This is a genomic window from Peribacillus sp. FSL K6-5616, assembly GCF_038008245.1.
Classification (GTDB): domain Bacteria; phylum Bacillota; class Bacilli; order Bacillales; family DSM-1321; genus Peribacillus; species Peribacillus frigoritolerans.
Genome location: NZ_JBBOYT010000001.1, coordinates 475,127 through 492,532, shown reverse-complemented (window position 1 = coordinate 492,532; position 17,406 = coordinate 475,127). Strand labels below are relative to the sequence as shown.

The window sequence follows — 17,406 nt, the reverse complement described above, 5'->3', positions numbered from 1 at the left end:
GCCGGGAAAGAATGGTTTTCTCTGCTAAGGAAAAATATTTTTCCTATTACTTCATGATATTTTCATAATACTCTTAGTTTTTAAATTCTTGGTTTCAATTTTGAAATGACAGTTACCAATATTGGTATTGTCGTTCTGGATATATCCTGTTTACTTTTTCAACTTGCATTCTTGTCCTTGATCGGGCCGTCCAGATATAATTTCCAACAAAAAAAAGGCCTTCATCACAGAAGACCTTTTCAGAAAGTATACTAATAGGAAGAGTAAGTTTGCCTGAGCTTTTTTCTTTCAAAAACATTTCAGTCGATTCCAGAAATCCGCTCCCTTTCCGCCGGCTTTCTGCCAAGCCACCTCAAAGCAAGCGCCTGTGATGTCTCGGCTAGCCAGTTATTCGGCAGGAGTATTTCATAATTCTTCAATCTAGTGAGGTTTCTAAACAAAACATTAAAGTATATTCTAGTGTTTAATCAGGGGTGAGTGCATTTCGAACATGGAATTACTTTAGTTTCTCTTGCTCTTCAAGGTACTGCCGTATTTTTTTCAAATAATCCGGTGCATCCATTTGATCTTTCACGACCAGTTCTATAAGGCAAAGTTTATCGGCGTTCATATCTTGGGCATTTGTAATGGCTTCATCCAGTTCACCATTCGTCTCGACTCTTGCTGTGAATGCCTCTTGACCAAATGCTTCAGCCAGTTTTGTATAATTCCACTCTGGTATCTCGTTGTATTTCTGTTTTTCTATATCGACTTTTACGTTTAAGAATTTTTCTATCGTATAGCCGCTATTGTTGAGGATAAACACGATGGGCTTACAGCCGTTCTCCAGCATCGAGCTTATTTCCTGTGCTGTCAGCTGTATCGATCCGTCCCCGGTAAACAAAAGAACACGCCGGTTTCTATCCGCTATACAAGCACCGAAAGCTGCGGGCGTCGCATAACCAATGCTTTGCCAGCCTCCCTGGGCTATGTAGGTCGCCCCTTTCGGCAATCTGACCTGTGACATGCCATAAGAGAATGTTCCTGTTTCCGTGACCACAATATCATTCTCCTTCAACATTTGCTGAATTCGAGGATAATAGGAAGTCGCTTTCAGTGGTGCTGACGGGTCTTCCACCATTGTGTCATACGGAAACGAGATGTTTCCGACAGATTCGTTCTGACGGTAGCCAATGTCCTGGAGCGCATTTAGTATTTCCTCCGCCTTGACATTCATATAACTGGCTTCCCCCACTTTTAATGTGTCAGGCTGTATTTCCACCATTTTCAACGGGTTAAGCTTTGCTGTACCTTTGGAAGTATTGACGTCTGACCAAACAGCACCAACGGCTATGATCAAATCCGCTTCTTCAACAGTCTCAGTTACATCCTTACTTCCGAAAGCTCCGCCGTATACACCAATATACTGGGGATGACTCTCATCAAACCCGCTTTTCCCCTGCATCAATGAAGCAACTGGAACATTTAACCTCTCAGCGAGCTGCAGTACGGGTTTCTGCAAGTTATAACGAAGTGTTTTCACGTCGACAAGCAGAACGGCTTTATTTACATGTTCTAACATGCCTTTTATATGCTTCACTGCAGACTGCAAAGCATCGACATTCGTTTTGGTCATGTTTTCTGATGTCTTACCGTGAGAAAGCAATGGTTTTTCAACGAGATCGATAGCCACCACCAAATAAACGGGCTTTTTCTTTTCTTTCGCGATTTGGATTGCAGCCGGTATCTCCCTAGCTGCGTTTTCTGGTGTAAGTATTGCTGTATAACCGGTAATATGCTCATAAACCTTACGGAAAACATCAAAATCTCCATCCATTAACGTATGGTGGGCAAGCTCCTTTTCCTGTTGCATCATGGTCTTTGGCGAGCCGACAATATGGATGAGCGGCACATTTTCACTGTACGCTCCAGCGATTGCATTACATGCGCTCATTTCACCGACACCAAAGGTGGTTATCAGTGCCGACATGCCCTTCACCCGGGCATATGCGTCCGCTGCGTATCCAGCATTAAGTTCATTTCGTCCATTAATAAACTCAATCCCATCGTAATCTTCCAAAGTATCTAGCAATGAGAAATTATAGTCTCCGGGCACACCAAAAATCTCTGTAATGCCTTCTGCTTTTAAGCAGTCGTATAAATATTGTCCCAAGGTTGTGTTTTCAGCCAAGTCAATCACTCCTTCAATCGATTACTCTCTACTTTATTTATACCCAAACATAAGTAGGTTAACCGTATAAGTATCCATCTACTTTAATGTGGGTGGCGTCTCTATTACTCTAGTTTTAGCTTTGATGAATGAAATGAGTGAGACTATCCCAGGCATGATTCTTATAAAAAATGATTCAATTCCAAATCGAAATATCTGAAAATTCTTGATTTCGCTTCTGTTTTTGATTTATATTTGAATCACCGGCACAGTGGATAAGGGGGAAAATGATGAGTGATAACAACGTCAAAAGAGTTTTGGAATGCATTATCAACACATCCAATAATAATATTACCGTGACCGATGAAAAAGGATTCATTTTATTCACGAATCCTAACCATTGGTGGATATATGGAATCGAACCGGAACATTACCTTGGAAAATCCGTTTACCAGCTCGAAACGGAAGGAATCCTTTCACCTTCGATTTCCGCCATGGTATTGAAAGAGAAAACGCCTATCCAGATCATGCAGCAAACGAAGACGGGAAAAATCGTCATGTCGACTGCCTATCCCATCTTTGATGATGATGGTGAATTGATTCGAGTCGTCAGCTATGCCCAAGATCAAACTGAAATCAGGAACCTCCAGGATCAGTACGGTCAATTGGAGAAAAAGATTCAAGAATACCAATCGGAGGTCGAGGAACTTAGGGAACAGGAGGAGTTGATCTATCGCAGCAAGGAAATGCGGCAAATCGCCAAAACGATACACCGTGTTTCCAAAACGGATGCGACAGTCATGCTTCTTGGGGAATCCGGTGTGGGAAAGAGCGTATTCGCCCGCCGGCTGCACAACCAGAGTTACCGCAGCAAAGAGCCATTCATCGAAGTCAACTGCAGTACCATCCCAGAAAGTCTCTTTGAATCGGAAATGTTTGGATATGAAGCGGGATCCTTCACCGGAGCGCAGAAGCAGGGGAAGCAAGGGCTGATCGAACAAGCAGATAACGGAACCTTATTTCTGGATGAAATCGGGGAGCTTCCCCTCGATATGCAAGTGAAGTTATTAAATGTCCTGCAAGAGAAGACCTTTAAAAGAGTGGGAGGGAAAAAAGAGCATAAGATTGATTTCCGGCTTGTGACGGCAACCAATCAAAACCTTGAGGATATGGTGGAGAAGGGAACATTCAGGCTCGATTTGTATTATCGCTTAAATGTGATTCCCATCCAAATACCGCCGTTACGCGAAAGAAAAGAAGACATTGCCATCTTAATCAATCATAATCTCGAAATCATCAATAAGAAATACAAGTCGGATAAGAAATTGCACCCTTCCACTTACGAAATACTGATTCAGCATAAATGGTCAGGAAACGTGCGTGAATTGGAAAACCTGATTGAACGGCTCATTTTGACCTCGGAAGACTCCATCATTTTCCCAGGCTTTCTCCCCTCCCATTTTCATGGACAAGAATCTTTGGAGAAAATAGATGATACCCTAATGATCGACAATATGATGGTTGATGATAGTGATCTCAATACCGCCCTCGAACAAGTCGAAAAATGGATGATGATGAAAGCGAGTAAACAATGCAAGTCCACATATGAAATGGCTAAATTCTTAGGTATCAGCCAGCCTTCCGTCGTCAGGAAAATGAAGAAATATAAAGATCATCTGCCCATTAAATAACAGGGGGATGGAAGAATGTTCCAATGCAGTATCCACTTTTTTTACCTGTATAAAAAGGAGACCAGCGTATCGAGGTCTCCTTTTCCTTACTTATTTGACACGCCAGCAGATTCAAATGTTGCCATTTCTTTAATGACCAATGTCGCTGCCTTGAGAATGGGGTATGACAGGGCAGCCCCTGTTCCTTCCCCGATTCTCATTCCCAGGTCGAGGATCGGTTCCTTGCCAAGCAGTTCTATGGCCGCTCTATGACCAGGTTCTGCAGATCGATGTCCAACAAACATATAATCGGCTGCACGTCCGGAAATCAGGTTTGCCAATACAGCAGCCGTTGTTGTTATGAAACCATCAACAAGAATGGGGATACGGTTATTCGCTGCAGCAAGCATGGCCCCTGCCATACCTGCAATTTCGAATCCACCGATATTCATCAAAATGTTGATTGGATCATCAGGATTAGGATTTCTTAATGAAATCGCTTCTTCAATTATTCTTCTCTTATGTAAAATGCCTTCTGACTTCAATCCTGTTCCCTGCCCCACTAGTGATTCGACGCTTTTCCCGCTTATGATGGAGATGATGGCGGTACTGGATGTCGTATTTCCGATTCCCATTTCACCAAGAATCAGGCAGTTCACACCACGGGCAATCATTTTCTCTGCACGGTCATATCCAATGTCAAGTGCTTGATTTACTTCTTCCTTTGTCATAGCTTCTTCCTTATAAAAGTTTCTAGTTCCATTACGGACTTTTCTGGAAGTTAACCCCGGTGCTTCGATATCTGCATCGATCCCTATATCGACAATGTCCAAGTAAGCATCTATCGCACGGCTTAATACATTGATGGCAGCACCGTCATTCAGGAAATTAAGTGCCATTTGTTCCGTCACTTCTTTTGGATACGCAGAAACCCCTTCTTCCGTAATTCCATGGTCGGCTGCAAACACGATCACCCCCGGTTTCGAAATGTCCGGAAATGCCTCCCCTGTCATCTTGGCCAGTTCAATTATCCATTCTTCAAGCCGTCCTAAGCTTCCTTGAGGAACCGTCAGCGAATCGACATGTCCTTTAACCTGACGTCCCATTTCTTCATCCAGCATCGGGATGGAAATGGCAGATAAACCATTCTTCATATTAATCCCCCACAATCCAAAATAAAAACCTTACCAATAGGAAAAGGTTCTTATCCATCATCTGCTATAAATACAACTTAGTCCATATCATTATCATCTAGGCTTTCACTTGAATTCGCTGTAATCCTTTTACTTCGGCACTCCCATTTCATTTAAAGGGTAGATACGAAATTTCACTTTGCCCACAAGTGATTTTTCAGAAATAAAACCAAATCTTCTTCCATCCCAACTATTCCTTCGATTATCCCCCATGACAAATAAATGACCGACAGGTACCTTGGATTTCCCGAGTAAATCACTTAGGGTGAAATTCTCCGTCAGATTCTCTTCAGGTGGAATTTCTCCTTTTTTTGTATTCAAATATGGTTCTTTATACTTTTTCCCATTGATATATAAGACATCATCTTTCATTTCGACGCTGTCCCCTGGTAATCCGATCACCCTTTTTATATAATTCTCTTCCGCGTCCGGAGCATAAAATACGACCATATCGAAGCGCTCCGGCTTTCCGATTTTAGCTACCACGATCCGGTCATCATTTTCATAAGTCGGCTCCATTGATTCACCTTTTACCGTGACTGGCGTAAATAAAAACTGTTGGCAAATGAACACGATCATTAAAGCGAATAAGATAGCTTTCAACCACGAGAACACTTCACTTTTCATATTCTTCATACGGACTCCCTCCCATCCATTGTCAACGGCTAAACCCACGATAATTGCTGTATTTTGGCTAGCAGCGCCAAAAGGAATTCATTAGCTTAATTTGCCGGTCGGTGATTTTTAGAGGAGACATTTCAAAGAAATATCTGGAAAAATTGTAACACATTCATTTATCGCTCGCGAGAATAAATGATTTTTCAGAGCCAATCTCAAACCATGAGAAAAAGGATAGCGATTTTAGCTATCCTCTTTCTTAGTTTGTTCCTTAGAATTTATTCCAAGTCAATATAGTATCGAGTGGCAAACGGACTTTTTCAAATCCTGCTTTAGTTCCTTTTCCAAGGGAAATCAACATGACAGGTTTGAAGTTTTCCGGTACATTGAACGCATCCACAAATTTGGCTTCATCGAACCCTCCCATTGGGACTGTATCGTATCCTTTTGCTTTTGCAGCCAACATGATCTGCATGGAAACCAAGCCACCGTCAATCATGGCTACGCTTAAAGCCTTCTCAGCGGAAAAGTTGCCGTAATTATGCAGAATAGAGGCTACATATGGCTCTTTGATTTCATTCTTCATGATCCCTTTATTGACCAATTCACCATAAATCCGTTCTGCATTTTTGTAACCTTCTATATCAGCTAAAACGGCAATGACAGCAGATGCATCGACGATTTGTTGTTGGTTATTTGCGATGGGTAGCAATTCTTGTTGGGTTTGCTTATCTTGAATCACAAGGAATCTCCATGGCTGTAAGTTGGAAGAAGACGGCGCTTGAATCGCAATCTCCAGGATTTCACGAATTTCCTCTTCAGTCATCACGTATTCAGCATCGTACTGGCGAACAGATCTCCGTTCTTTTGCTACCGTAATGAAATCCGTATCATTAAGGACTTTCGGCTTTTCAAGCGGTACATTCAATTCTTTCGCTTTATTCAGGTACTCTTCTTTACTCATTATATTTTTTGTCATTGATAATGACCTCCATTTAACTGTAATTATTACAGGAACAGTATATAACGCATACTGTTCTTTTGTCAAATACAGTTTAAGAAAAACGAAACCTTGTCAGTTTCGTTTTTCACATTAAGATTTTGATAGTAAATCAGCAATCGTCTTTTGTTCCAAGCCTTGTATAATCCAGCTCTCCATCTCGTTTTTCAAGCCGCATAAAGCTTCGCGGGAAGATGGTTGAAAGCATTTTTTAGCATTCACATCAAGAAAGCCTTTTGAAAAAGGTTCGGATTTAATTGCAGAGTATATATCTGCAAGAATGATTTGTTCGGGATTTTTGGCAAGTGAATATCCCCCATCTCTTCCTTCCTTCGCTTGAATCAGCCCTGCCTTCACTAAATTACTTAATATTTTTCTAAGAAAACCTGACTCCGAATCAAGCTTAACGGCCAATTTATTACTATTGCATAATCCATCATGATCAGCAAGAACAAGCAGGGCTTGTACTGCAAGACTAAACCACATTATACTGGAAACCTTTTCTGACATTTCATTCACCTCTCTCCTCTACTTTAAACTATTTTTCATTGAATATACAACGCTGCATCGAACAATCCTGCCTAAAAACCTCCTTATAAAACCATCCATCAGGGAAAGCTTGCAACCCTTTTTGTTTTATAGCAGTGAAAGTAATAGAGAACACAAAAAGAATGGATATATTAGCATCCCACTTGGCCAATTTTATATAGTCTTACATTAAATGCATTTCACCATTTCCAAAAAATAAATTGACAAAATTCTTGTCTTACAAATTATATGTTTTGGAATATGGTAAACTTACTTAATAGAATGGATGAGGAAGTGGATGAATGATGCTGAAAACAATAAATGAACAACTCGATAAAGTCATGCCTCTCATCACGCCGATAAGCGTGATTATTGGGGTATTATTGTCCGAACATCTAATGGATTATACCTTTCTTGTTCCATGGATATTTGCCTTCATTACATTTTCCGGGAGTTTAGGCTCTAACTTTAAATCCCTGCAACAGGCAGTCACCCACCCTTTACCCGTTTTCATCGTATTGATCATCCTTCATATGCTTATGCCAATTTGGGCTTTTGGCCTCGGTCATTTAGTGTTTCATGGTGATGCTTTCACAATTACCGGCCTAGTCCTCGCTGTAGTGATTCCAACCGGTGTCACCAGTATGATCTGGGTATCCATTTATAAGGGTAATGCCATACTTGCCCTAACCATCATCTTAATCGACACCCTACTCTCGCCATTCATCGTCCCATACAGTATTTCCCTTTTCGGAGGCGGTTCGATCGAAATGGATTTGGGGTCGATAGTGAAAGGATTAATCGGAATGGTCGTTCTTCCCTCCATGCTTGCCATGTTCTTGAATCAGGCTACAAAAGGAAAGATACAAAATACACTATCTCCCCGATTAGCTCCATTCTCCAAGATAAGCGTTGGAATCGTAGTCATATTGAACAGTTCAAAAATTGCGCCTTACTTAACCCATTTCGATAAGAAAATAATGATCATGGCCTTCTTGGTTTTGTTCATAGCCGCTTCAGGTTATGCCCTTTCTTGGATGGTCGGTGCATGTTTAAGATGGGAAAAGGCGGATATCATCACCTTGACATTTACAGGCGGTATGCGAAACATCAGTGCTGGAGCCGTTCTTGCAACCACCTATTTCCCTGCTACCGTTGCGGTACCCGTTGTACTTGGCATGCTGTTTCAACAAATGCTTGCCTCCTTTTTTGGCTATGTCATGGAAAAGCATTTTCATCGTGGTGTGATTGAAGGGCCATCCGCCGAATGATTATTTTCCAAGCATCCTTTTTCCCTTTCAATTACATTCCTATTATAATAGGTAAGTGGAACATTTACATGATTATCCATTATAAAATCATTGGAGGTATTGGAGATGAAAGTTGTTGCCATAGTGGGAAGTATCCGTAAAGAGTCATACAACCTTAAGCTTGCCAAATATATTCAAACTAGATATCAAGATCGATTTGATCTCGAAATCTTGAACATTCGGGATTTACCTTTTTATGATCAAGATATTGAAAATGATCCTCCATTGGTTGTAAAAGAATTTAAAAGCAAAGTGGCCGAAGCAGATGCAGTCTTGTGGGTAACACCTGAATACAACGGGACGATTCCAGGTGTATTGGGCAATGCAATTGATTGGTTATCACGTGTCGATAAAGTCTTGATCGGCAAACCATCATGGATCATGGGTGCGTCAATGGGGCAATTAGGGACGGTAAAAGCTCAATTGCATTTGCGTGAAATCTTATTCGCAATAGGTATCTCCTCCCCACTCCTTCCTGGGAATGAAGTATATGTTGGTGCAGTGCATGACAAAATCGATAACGAAGGCAGCCTTATACATGAGTCGACTGTCCAGTTTATCGATACGGTCGTCGATAATTTCATTAGCTGGTATAATCATCATACTCGTTAATGCTTTACACAAGAATCCCAGCAGGCTTGATCCTGCTGGGATTCTTGTTGCATCATTTAAGAGGAATTAATCAAACCTCATCCTCTACCCGCTTGGAATGAAGGGTATTTTGTCATTCCTCCGTCAGCGAATAAAGTGATGCCCGTTACATAGCTGGACTCTGAAGATGCCAGCCATGCAGCAACCGCGGCAATTTCTTCAGGCTTTCCGATATACCCCATCGGAATCATGCTTTCAAGGTCCTTTTTCTTTTCGGGATCTTCAAGCTTGTCGGCATTTATTGGCGTGGCGATGGCTCCGGGACCAATGCTGTTCACGCGGATCCCTTTTGGTGCATATTCAAGAGCCAGAGTTTCCGTAAGCAGCTTCACCCCGCCCTTGCTAGCTGCATAGTGAACGAATAAAGGCCAGGGAATCATCTCATGTACACTGGACATGTTAATTACATTCCCTTTAATATCGTTCTCGACAAAATACTTGATAGCTTCGCGGCAGCCTAAGAAATTCCCCGTTAAGTTAGTATCGATTACCCTATTCCAGTCGCTTAACGGCATCTCGTGAGATGGAACCGGATTTTCAATCCCTGCATTATTGATGAATATATCGAGTTTCCCGAAATTCTTTATCGCTGATTGAACAAGGTTAATAACATCTTCTTCAACGGTGACATCGCCTTTTACTGCAATGGCTTCCCCGCCATTTGTTTTGATTTCTTCCATTACACTATCCGCTTCCTCTGATTTAGTGCGATAATTAACCACGACCTTTGCCTTTTCCTTAGCAAAGCGAATGGCCATCGCTTTTCCTAAACCAGTGGATGATCCGGTTATGACCACGACCTTACCTTCTAAATCTGTATACATGTAATCACCCTCCAATTAACTTTTTGCCAATCCCAGCATAATCCCAGCTATGATGATCAAGATAATCCCAATTACGATTCCAATTAGTTGGCGCTTCGTTTTCTTTTCACGTAAAATGAAAATCCCGCCAAGAGTTGAGATGACTATGCCCATCTGCGAAAGTGAAAAACTAGTGGCCACTCCCACACGTGGCTGGGAAATGAATAAAAACATGTTCCCTGCAGCCCATATCAATCCCGGAATGATATTGCGAATCGTATATTTGTTAAATGGTTTATGTTTAAAAGTCAATAACAGACCGCCTATCACCATCCCGATCGCTTGAGGGAACAACGCTGACCATCCATCAACATCAAAAAGACGGGCCACGACCACATAAACCAAATAACCGAATGTCGAGATGAGGAGAATAACAATTCCTTTCTTCAAGTTTCCCGACTTGCCCTCTTTCGATTCTTTATCTTCCAAGGAGGTCAAGATGATTCCTATAATAATGAAGATCAATGCCAAAACGCCTAAAATAATCGCTTTCATTGTAGACCATTCGTTAAAAACTATGACCCCGAATAAAGTGGTTGAAATGAGCTGTAATCCTGTTGAAATCGGCATCGTTTTAGAAACTCCCATTAAATCAATGCTCTTAAGCTGATTAGCTTGTCCAACGGCCCAAAACAATCCAGATACGACTCCGACACCAAACACCAAAAGTGACAGCTTAATATCGGCAAAAATATAAACACCAATTGAAAAAATCAAGGCGCCAATCGTTGTACCTAGTGTTTGACTATAGGGTCCACCCCCGAGTTTCACATTAAATAAAACGATGCTTCCCCAGAATAATGCCGGCAAGAGAGCTAATAATATATCCATTTTCAACCCCCATATATGTAAGTACAAAACTAAGCAGGATATTACATTTTGTATTCTTTTAATATGTTCGCATTATTTGAAATGACCCTTGGTAATTTTATGAAGTGATTCCCCCAAAAAGTGTTCAACACAAAAAGGGCTGCTGCTGCAGCCCTTTTTGTGTTGATATTCTTGCAACAGCTACCCGCCATGTTGATGATGTTGCATGTCCATTTCCGAATCTCCACCAACCTTGAAATAATCACGTTCCCAAACGGCAGACGTTACGATTATGATGATGAAGAACAAGAGGGTCAGAAAGAAAGGAGTAAACCCCCTCCCACTTTTTTTCTCTTTTACACCCGCTCTTTTTATATAAAAAGTCACAATGAATATACTGCAAAGGTAAATCAGATCCATCGAAACGAGCATGAAAGTTTGTGAATCAAGAGGCAGCATGACCCCAAGCATGGCTCCCATCATTGCCCCCATCAGAGTTGATACAGAGACTCCATAACCGCTGTTAAACCGAATGGCCTTCCGATGATGAAACCTGCCACTGCACATATTGCGATGGCTAGAACGGTTAAAACCGCCAGCTTGCCGGGCATCAGGAATGACAGCATTAAACTTAAGGTTAAACTTGTCGTCATGCTTAACATCATGACCATGCATTTACCAAGGCCAACACCAATATGATCTTTTTTCAGATGGGCTTTTTTAGAAAAGTAAATTGTATAAGCCATGACTATCATAAAACTGGTCAGCAGCAGCATTCGATTCGTTTCCCCCTTTTCGAGCAATAGTTAGTGAAACGACTGATTTTAATGACAGGAAGTATGACCGTCCACCTGGCAAGCTGAATTCTTTGCTTTTGATGGAGGCACGTCAAGAGCTGGATTCCGATTGAAAAAGCCCGTCGGTTTTAAAATGAAGCTAATATAAGCGGTCGGCATGACTGGCCAATCTTCAGGTCGTGTTATATGATGGTGGCCCATGTTATACCAGACCACAACATCTTCATTTTCAATGGAGCGATCGGCTTTAACCCAATCTTCCAATCCTTCTCCCCCTGCATGTTGGTTTGGGTATCGCCCTGATGCAAACTGTTCATCAGGATCGAATGGCGTCACCCAAAAATGGTGTTTTAAAAATCCAGCCCGTTTTAATAAAGGCGAATCATCATGGGCGAACGGAAAACAATTCTCCCCAGCAAACAATTTATAACCAACCGGTTCCCCCAATCTATTCTTTTTTGAGGGATTGACGATCTTCCAGAAGCGCGCAGTACGCAAATCAAGGTCCCGGACAGCCTCGGATTCATTTTTAAGCAAAGTAGAAACCGGATAGAAACCATTTCCATATGGGTTGTCCGGTCCCTTTTCCATGCTTTTTGTATTGACTTCATAAACTGAATTATTCATTCCATCAACCATCATATCAAGCCTCATATTAAAGAAATGCTGGTGATGTGCAGCAAATAATTGAGGTGCGACCAGATTGCCATGCGGGTGCTTCCGGTCAGGTTCGATGGCTTGTGTATGCAATATGCCTGTCAATTTCACTTCAAACTGTATCGTCCCATCCTGAAAGAAATACCAATAAAATCCGTATTCGTAATTTCCTACTGTAGAAATGCTTGATAAGACCAATCTTCTTGAACGGCGGACTTCAACATGACCTGTCCTCCAATCCGTATGTTTCCATCCAATTCCAAAATCCTCCTCATGCAGACAAATTGCATTTTTAATTTGAATTACATTCCCTTTACTATCCACCAGGTTCGCGTCAAAATACTTGATCTCACCTAGGCAGTCACACCCAAGTTCAAGTGAATTCGCCAACATGCCAATTCCGTATTCCCCTGCATCAAAAGCATTGTTCCTGTTAACCGGATCAGTCGGATCACCGTAAGGCACCACCATCTCGGATAAAGAAGCTCTATACAGGATTGGCCGCTGCACTCCATCATCATTGTAACTGACCGTATGAAGGACAAGACCCTCACGGGAGTTGAAACCAAAGCGAATATTCCATTTTTGCCAATCGATCACATGTCCTTCCGTCGTGAAACTTGGTCCTTTTGGCTGAACTATTTCCAAAGGCTTAACATCCTGCCTCATGTCACCTACTTGATCGGGTGTATAATTTCCATCAAGCGGCGGAAATGGTATGACACCTTTGTCCACAATCTTGATGACTTCCATCTTATTTAAATCGACAAGGACATATAATCCTGAAATGGGACGTGCATACCCATTATCATATAATGATGTACGGTAATAACATAAAGCCCTGACGATTCGTACATCCACTTCCTCTTCAATTCCAAAATTCCCTGCTGACCATGGATCGACCATGATATTGTCCATATTCGTAAGCCCTCTTTTGGCAAAGGCTTTTATCATCTCAGGGTGGCTTTTCACGACTTCCTGACACTCCATGAATTCATCAGCCATTATGGATGGCTGCACTCCAGGAATCAGTTTCCATGACGTTATGCTTCCTTCCGTTAAGGAAACAACAGCCTCATATGTTTTTCCCTCTTGATTATGAAGAATGATACAGAATGCTTCTCTCTTGATTTGTTCTTCATCACGATAATCCAGAACAATGGATTTTGCAGGTTCCAGTAAGCTGATGTTAGCGAAGCGGTAATGGTCATCCAATCCTTTATCACGTTTTAAAATCTGGACCGTAAGTTTAAGTTCTTCTGCCGTTAATGGATCAAGCGGGTGCTTTTCCCTCGTTACTTTCATACTAGAAGTTTTTTCCATCTTAACCTCTCCCTTTTAGGTAAAATATCATTCTATCCATTAAGTAAACTTCCCCTCGAAGTACCTCGTGCATAAAGTGCAAAATTTTATTTGCCTACCGCCATCTTTCCAGAAAACTGATGTTGACTCGTTAACCCAACAATATTCAATATGATGAAGATAGCCAATATCAGTAAACACATGACACTCATACCGATTTATCAAGCGGATAGCTGGAAATCCAACTCATTCAAGCTGCCCATTAGGACGCGTCCCTGCCCTTAAACTCCATACCAGTTCAAGCCCTGCTCATTCAAATCGATCCACACATTTTTTGTTTCCGTGTACATATCCATCGCTTGGATACCCAGTTCCCTTCCGAAACCGCTTTGCTTCCTGCCGCCAAAAGGTGCTGCACTATCAAGCATGCTAAACGTGTTCACATACACCGTCCCCGCTTTTAACCCCCTTACCATCCGGTGCGCCCGTTTTAAATCATTGGTCCATAAACCTGAAGCCAATCCATACAAGCTGTCATTTGCCTTGTTCAATGCATCCTCCTCATCTTTGAACTTGATAACCGACAAAACCGGCCCAAAAATTTCTTCGCGGGCAATTGTCATATCATTGGTAACATTCTCAAAAACAGTGGGCGTGAAGAAATAGCCATTTCCTGCCTCCGTATTTCTTTCTCCTCCCATGACAAGGTTAGCTCCCTGTTCCAGACCGGCCGCTACATATTGTTGAATTTTGTCAAGTTGCTGCAAGGAAACTTGCGGTCCCATTTGGGTCATATGGTCTAAAGGATTCCCTACACGGATGGATCGTGCTTTCTTCACGAATGATTCCATGAATCGATCATATATGCTTTCCTGCACAAAAAGTCTTGTACCCGAGGCGCATACTTGACCTTGTCCGAAGAAGATACCAAACATGGATCCATTCACTGCATTATCAATTGAAGCATCATCAAAAACTATATTTGGTGATTTCCCCCCTAATTCAAGGCTAATTGGTTTTAAGTTCTTACTTGCTGCCTGCATGATTAGGCGGCCAGTATTCGTTGAACCCGTAAAAGCGATTTTATCGACGTCAGGATGGGAGGAGAGGGCATCACCCGCTATCTTCCCGTATCCCGGAATAACATTGATGACTCCATCTGGAATTCCGACTTCTTGAAAGATTTTAACCAATTCCAGAATGCTTACAGGAGTTTGCTCAGCTGGTTTTATCACAATCGTATTGCCTGCAGCTAAAGCAGGGGCAAGCTTCCACATCGTCAGCATAAGCGGAAAGTTCCAAGGAACTATGGCCCCTATGACACCGATTGGCTCCTTCAAGGTATAATTGAACCGGTTATTGGGAGAGGCAAGGGTACTTCCCTGGACTTTATTGGCTAATCCCGCATAAAATTCGAGTACATCTATCATGGCAGGCATCGCAATGAATTTTGTTTCATTGATTGGCAGCCCGTTATCTTGTGATTCGACTTCGGCGAGCATATCGGCTTTCTCCCACAGTGCCTGTGCCACTTTATTCAGTAACCTCCCTCTATCCCCCGGTGCCAATTCAGCCCATGGGCCAGATTCAAACGCCCTTCGTGCAGCTTTTACCGCTAAATCAACATCTTCCGGACCTGCTTCGGCAACTACAGCATTCACTTCATCAGTTGCAGGATTAAGTGATTCAAATGTTCTTCCTGATATTGAATCAACCCATCTCCCATCAATGAACAATCGATAGTTTTTCCCCATCATCGTTTCCCCTTTCTAGTGGAAATCCCAAAACAAAATATCTATTAATACAATAAGGCCGCGCATCATTTTTTTATTGTAAAAAACGGAACTTTCAGAATATTTCGCATGCATTAAACCCAAACAAAAAAGATCCTCGTCACCATGAACGGGATCCTTCAAATGTAATCACTATATAGCAAGAACGTTATATTGGGTTTGAAAATTTCTTTGAAACGGCATCAATGAATTCAGTAGGAGTCAGGTAACCAAATTTTTTAAATTCATTAATTAAATGTGATTGATCAAAATACCCATTCTCATTAATTACATCCCAAACTGTAAAGGCCTGTTTATTCAATAACATATGCAGGGAGTTTTGGAACCTCACTATTTGGCTGAATAATTTGGGCGGCATCCCTACATGGGCATCGAATTGCTTTCGCAAGTATCTTGTAGAGTATCCGGTCTCAGCAGCTAATTGATTCATATTTACATTTCCTTTAGAAGAATATATTTTGTTCAAGGAATATTCTATTATTGCCGGCAAACCGTTACACGTAAAAATATTAATCCCTATTTCTTCTTTGAACAGCTTTATTCTTCTATGAAAATCCCGTTCAGTTATTAACCTTTCCATAATGGTAGGTTCAATTTTTAACATATCAGCTAAAGGGATTTGGCGATCGATTACCTCCTTCATGGAATATTTAAAATGCTGGGTTTCCTGCTTAGGCATAAACCTCACACCGAAATATTCACAATTAGCTTGAAAGTTTATCGTTTTGTACTTGAGGACAGTCCCGTACACATCTGCGGAGGGTCTTTCGGGATCGCAATAAAATAATATGTCGATGCACCCATCCGGAATGACGGACATTGGATTCATTAAATCCCGATTGATTTTAAATTGATAGAACAATGTAGTGGAATGGTCAGAATTTCTTTGTTTAAATTCTATATAATAATCTGATAGAATCTCGAATTCCGGTTGGAATGGAAAATAGTCGAAGTTATTGAAACTCTGAATGATGCTCAGCTACCATCACGCTCCTTTTATATTACACTGTCACCAAAGCCTTTTTACCACTGCAATAAGCTTGCATTTGCCCCAATTACTACAGTAATCGATTGGCTGAGTGGTCATCCGCATCACTACACGGGTCAGGAGAGCCGTTCATCATTCTTCCCACCCCTGGCCATTATCAATATGAGCGTTGTTTTTATAATTTTCGACAAGTATTTCCAAATCCCTTTTGACTGAAAGATTTAAAACAATACCCAACTTACAGAACACTTGGGTTCTCTTTTACCTTCGGTGAAAATAAAAGGCTCTGAGAAAAAACTCTTGTTTAAATATTGGTCAGGAACACTGAAATATATGGTAAAATATTCTAGTTAAATCCAGTTTTTAGCCTCTATGTTACGAAAGGAATGTATAGATTGGTTTACTTATATGTAATTTTATTTTTCATTTTTGGCTATAGTTTTATATTTACCTTAATTAAAGCTATAAAAGATGAAGTATCCCCACATCTCACTGCAATCTTTTTTCTTGTATGGGCTTCATCAGCAATGATCGTGATGGCAAATTTAATGAGTTTTTAATTAATGTTATTCTTCAAACATCGGGGACGCTTGTTGAAAGACCGATGTAGGGGCATCTTTTTAATTCTAAGATTATCAGAAAGCAAACCTTATGTAGGCTTGCTCCTCCAGTTTGAGACAAAAGGGGTTCGGAAAACTTATCTTTTATCAAATGATGTTCCAAAACTCCTCAAGTATGGTTTCTAACTAAATGCTATAACAAAGCTGATTGTAGCGGAAGGTACGAGACTCCTGCAGGAAAAGCGCGTCTTGGGAGACCCCGCAGGCGTTAGACGAGGAGGCTCGCGGACCGCCCGCGGAAAGCGAGTGCCCTACGTTCCAATCAACGTCCAATTGTATAATCCATTAAAAATACGTAGGCCCAATCATGTAAACCGTGACCCACATTTGTAGACGGAAAACTTATCTTTCATCAAATGATGTTCCCAAACCAACACAACTTCAACTCCGCGCAAGCCGAGGAGGCTCGCCCACCGCCCGCGGATAGCGAGTTTCTTGAGCGGAAATCCACGTCCAA

General features: G+C 41.5%; 15 protein-coding genes. 3 read left to right on the top strand and 12 right to left on the bottom strand.

All coding sequences use genetic code 11. The annotated features are described in order from the left end of the window. Positions 1-496: 496 nt before the first annotated feature. Positions 497-2,170 (bottom strand): alpha-keto acid decarboxylase family protein, encoded by a 1,674-nt coding sequence (locus tag MHB45_RS02350; RefSeq protein ID WP_207117639.1) that lies wholly within the window; start codon positions 2,168-2,170, stop codon positions 497-499. Between the two features lie 266 nt (positions 2,171-2,436). On the opposite strand from MHB45_RS02350, the gene MHB45_RS02345 reads away from it, so the two are divergent. Then, the gene (locus MHB45_RS02345) at positions 2,437-3,840 is read left to right on the top strand and encodes a sigma-54 interaction domain-containing protein (RefSeq protein WP_048689811.1); all 1,404 of its coding nucleotides are present in this window, start codon (positions 2,437-2,439) and stop codon (positions 3,838-3,840) included. 86 nt (positions 3,841-3,926) lie between these two features. On the opposite strand, the gene cobT is transcribed toward MHB45_RS02345, so the two are convergent. The 4 genes from cobT to MHB45_RS02325 all read right to left on the bottom strand — a co-directional run bounded on the left by cobT (position 3,927) and on the right by MHB45_RS02325 (position 7,140). Beyond that, the gene (gene cobT, locus MHB45_RS02340) at positions 3,927-4,973 is read right to left on the bottom strand and encodes a nicotinate-nucleotide--dimethylbenzimidazole phosphoribosyltransferase (protein ID WP_081088517.1); all 1,047 of its coding nucleotides are present in this window, start codon (positions 4,971-4,973) and stop codon (positions 3,927-3,929) included. A 129-nt stretch (positions 4,974-5,102) separates the two neighbouring features. Further along, positions 5,103-5,648 carry a signal peptidase I gene (gene lepB, locus MHB45_RS02335; protein WP_048689815.1) on the bottom strand — a complete coding sequence of 182 codons (546 nt, stop codon included), beginning with the start codon at positions 5,646-5,648 and terminating at the stop codon, positions 5,103-5,105. 253 nt (positions 5,649-5,901) lie between these two features. Continuing rightward, on the bottom strand, positions 5,902-6,609 hold the full coding sequence (locus MHB45_RS02330; RefSeq protein WP_057275637.1) for a nitroreductase family protein: 708 nt from the start codon (positions 6,607-6,609) through the stop codon (positions 5,902-5,904). A 114-nt stretch (positions 6,610-6,723) separates the two neighbouring features. After that, on the bottom strand, positions 6,724-7,140 hold the full coding sequence (locus MHB45_RS02325) for an RrF2 family transcriptional regulator (RefSeq protein WP_048689820.1): 417 nt from the start codon (positions 7,138-7,140) through the stop codon (positions 6,724-6,726). A gap of 323 nt (positions 7,141-7,463) precedes the next feature. Between MHB45_RS02325 and MHB45_RS02320 the strand changes: the two genes are divergently transcribed. Together MHB45_RS02320 and MHB45_RS02315 are read left to right on the top strand one after the other, a co-directional pair. Further along, positions 7,464-8,429, top strand: a complete 966-nt coding sequence (locus MHB45_RS02320) for a bile acid:sodium symporter family protein (protein ID WP_202186230.1) — start codon at positions 7,464-7,466, stop codon at positions 8,427-8,429. Positions 8,430-8,534: 105 nt separating this feature from the next. After that, positions 8,535-9,080 (top strand): NADPH-dependent FMN reductase, encoded by a 546-nt coding sequence (locus MHB45_RS02315; protein ID WP_072272465.1) that lies wholly within the window; start codon positions 8,535-8,537, stop codon positions 9,078-9,080. A gap of 77 nt (positions 9,081-9,157) precedes the next feature. On the opposite strand, the gene MHB45_RS02310 is transcribed toward MHB45_RS02315, so the two are convergent. The 7 genes from MHB45_RS02310 to MHB45_RS02280 all read right to left on the bottom strand — a co-directional run bounded on the left by MHB45_RS02310 (position 9,158) and on the right by MHB45_RS02280 (position 16,203). After that, a complete protein-coding gene (locus MHB45_RS02310) occupies positions 9,158-9,943 on the bottom strand; it encodes an SDR family oxidoreductase (protein WP_048689825.1) in 786 nt (261 codons plus the stop codon). A 15-nt stretch (positions 9,944-9,958) separates the two neighbouring features. After that, positions 9,959-10,813, bottom strand: a complete 855-nt coding sequence (locus MHB45_RS02305; RefSeq protein ID WP_034315121.1) for a RhaT/GlcU family sugar-proton symporter — start codon at positions 10,811-10,813, stop codon at positions 9,959-9,961. Between the two features lie 180 nt (positions 10,814-10,993). After that, entirely contained in the window at positions 10,994-11,272 is a 279-nt protein-coding gene (locus MHB45_RS02300) for a hypothetical protein (RefSeq protein WP_340907283.1), read from the bottom strand. A gap of 11 nt (positions 11,273-11,283) precedes the next feature. After that, entirely contained in the window at positions 11,284-11,568 is a 285-nt protein-coding gene (locus MHB45_RS02295) for a hypothetical protein (protein WP_340907282.1), read from the bottom strand. Positions 11,569-11,616: 48 nt separating this feature from the next. After that, positions 11,617-13,569, bottom strand: coding sequence for a primary-amine oxidase (locus MHB45_RS02290; protein ID WP_142953055.1), 1,953 nt, complete (start codon positions 13,567-13,569; stop codon positions 11,617-11,619). Between the two features lie 260 nt (positions 13,570-13,829). Beyond that, positions 13,830-15,302 (bottom strand): aldehyde dehydrogenase family protein, encoded by a 1,473-nt coding sequence (locus MHB45_RS02285; RefSeq protein ID WP_161921950.1) that lies wholly within the window; start codon positions 15,300-15,302, stop codon positions 13,830-13,832. 187 nt (positions 15,303-15,489) lie between these two features. After that, positions 15,490-16,203 (bottom strand): helix-turn-helix domain-containing protein, encoded by a 714-nt coding sequence (locus MHB45_RS02280; RefSeq protein WP_373689716.1) that lies wholly within the window; start codon positions 16,201-16,203, stop codon positions 15,490-15,492. Positions 16,204-17,406: the final 1,203 nt, after the last annotated feature.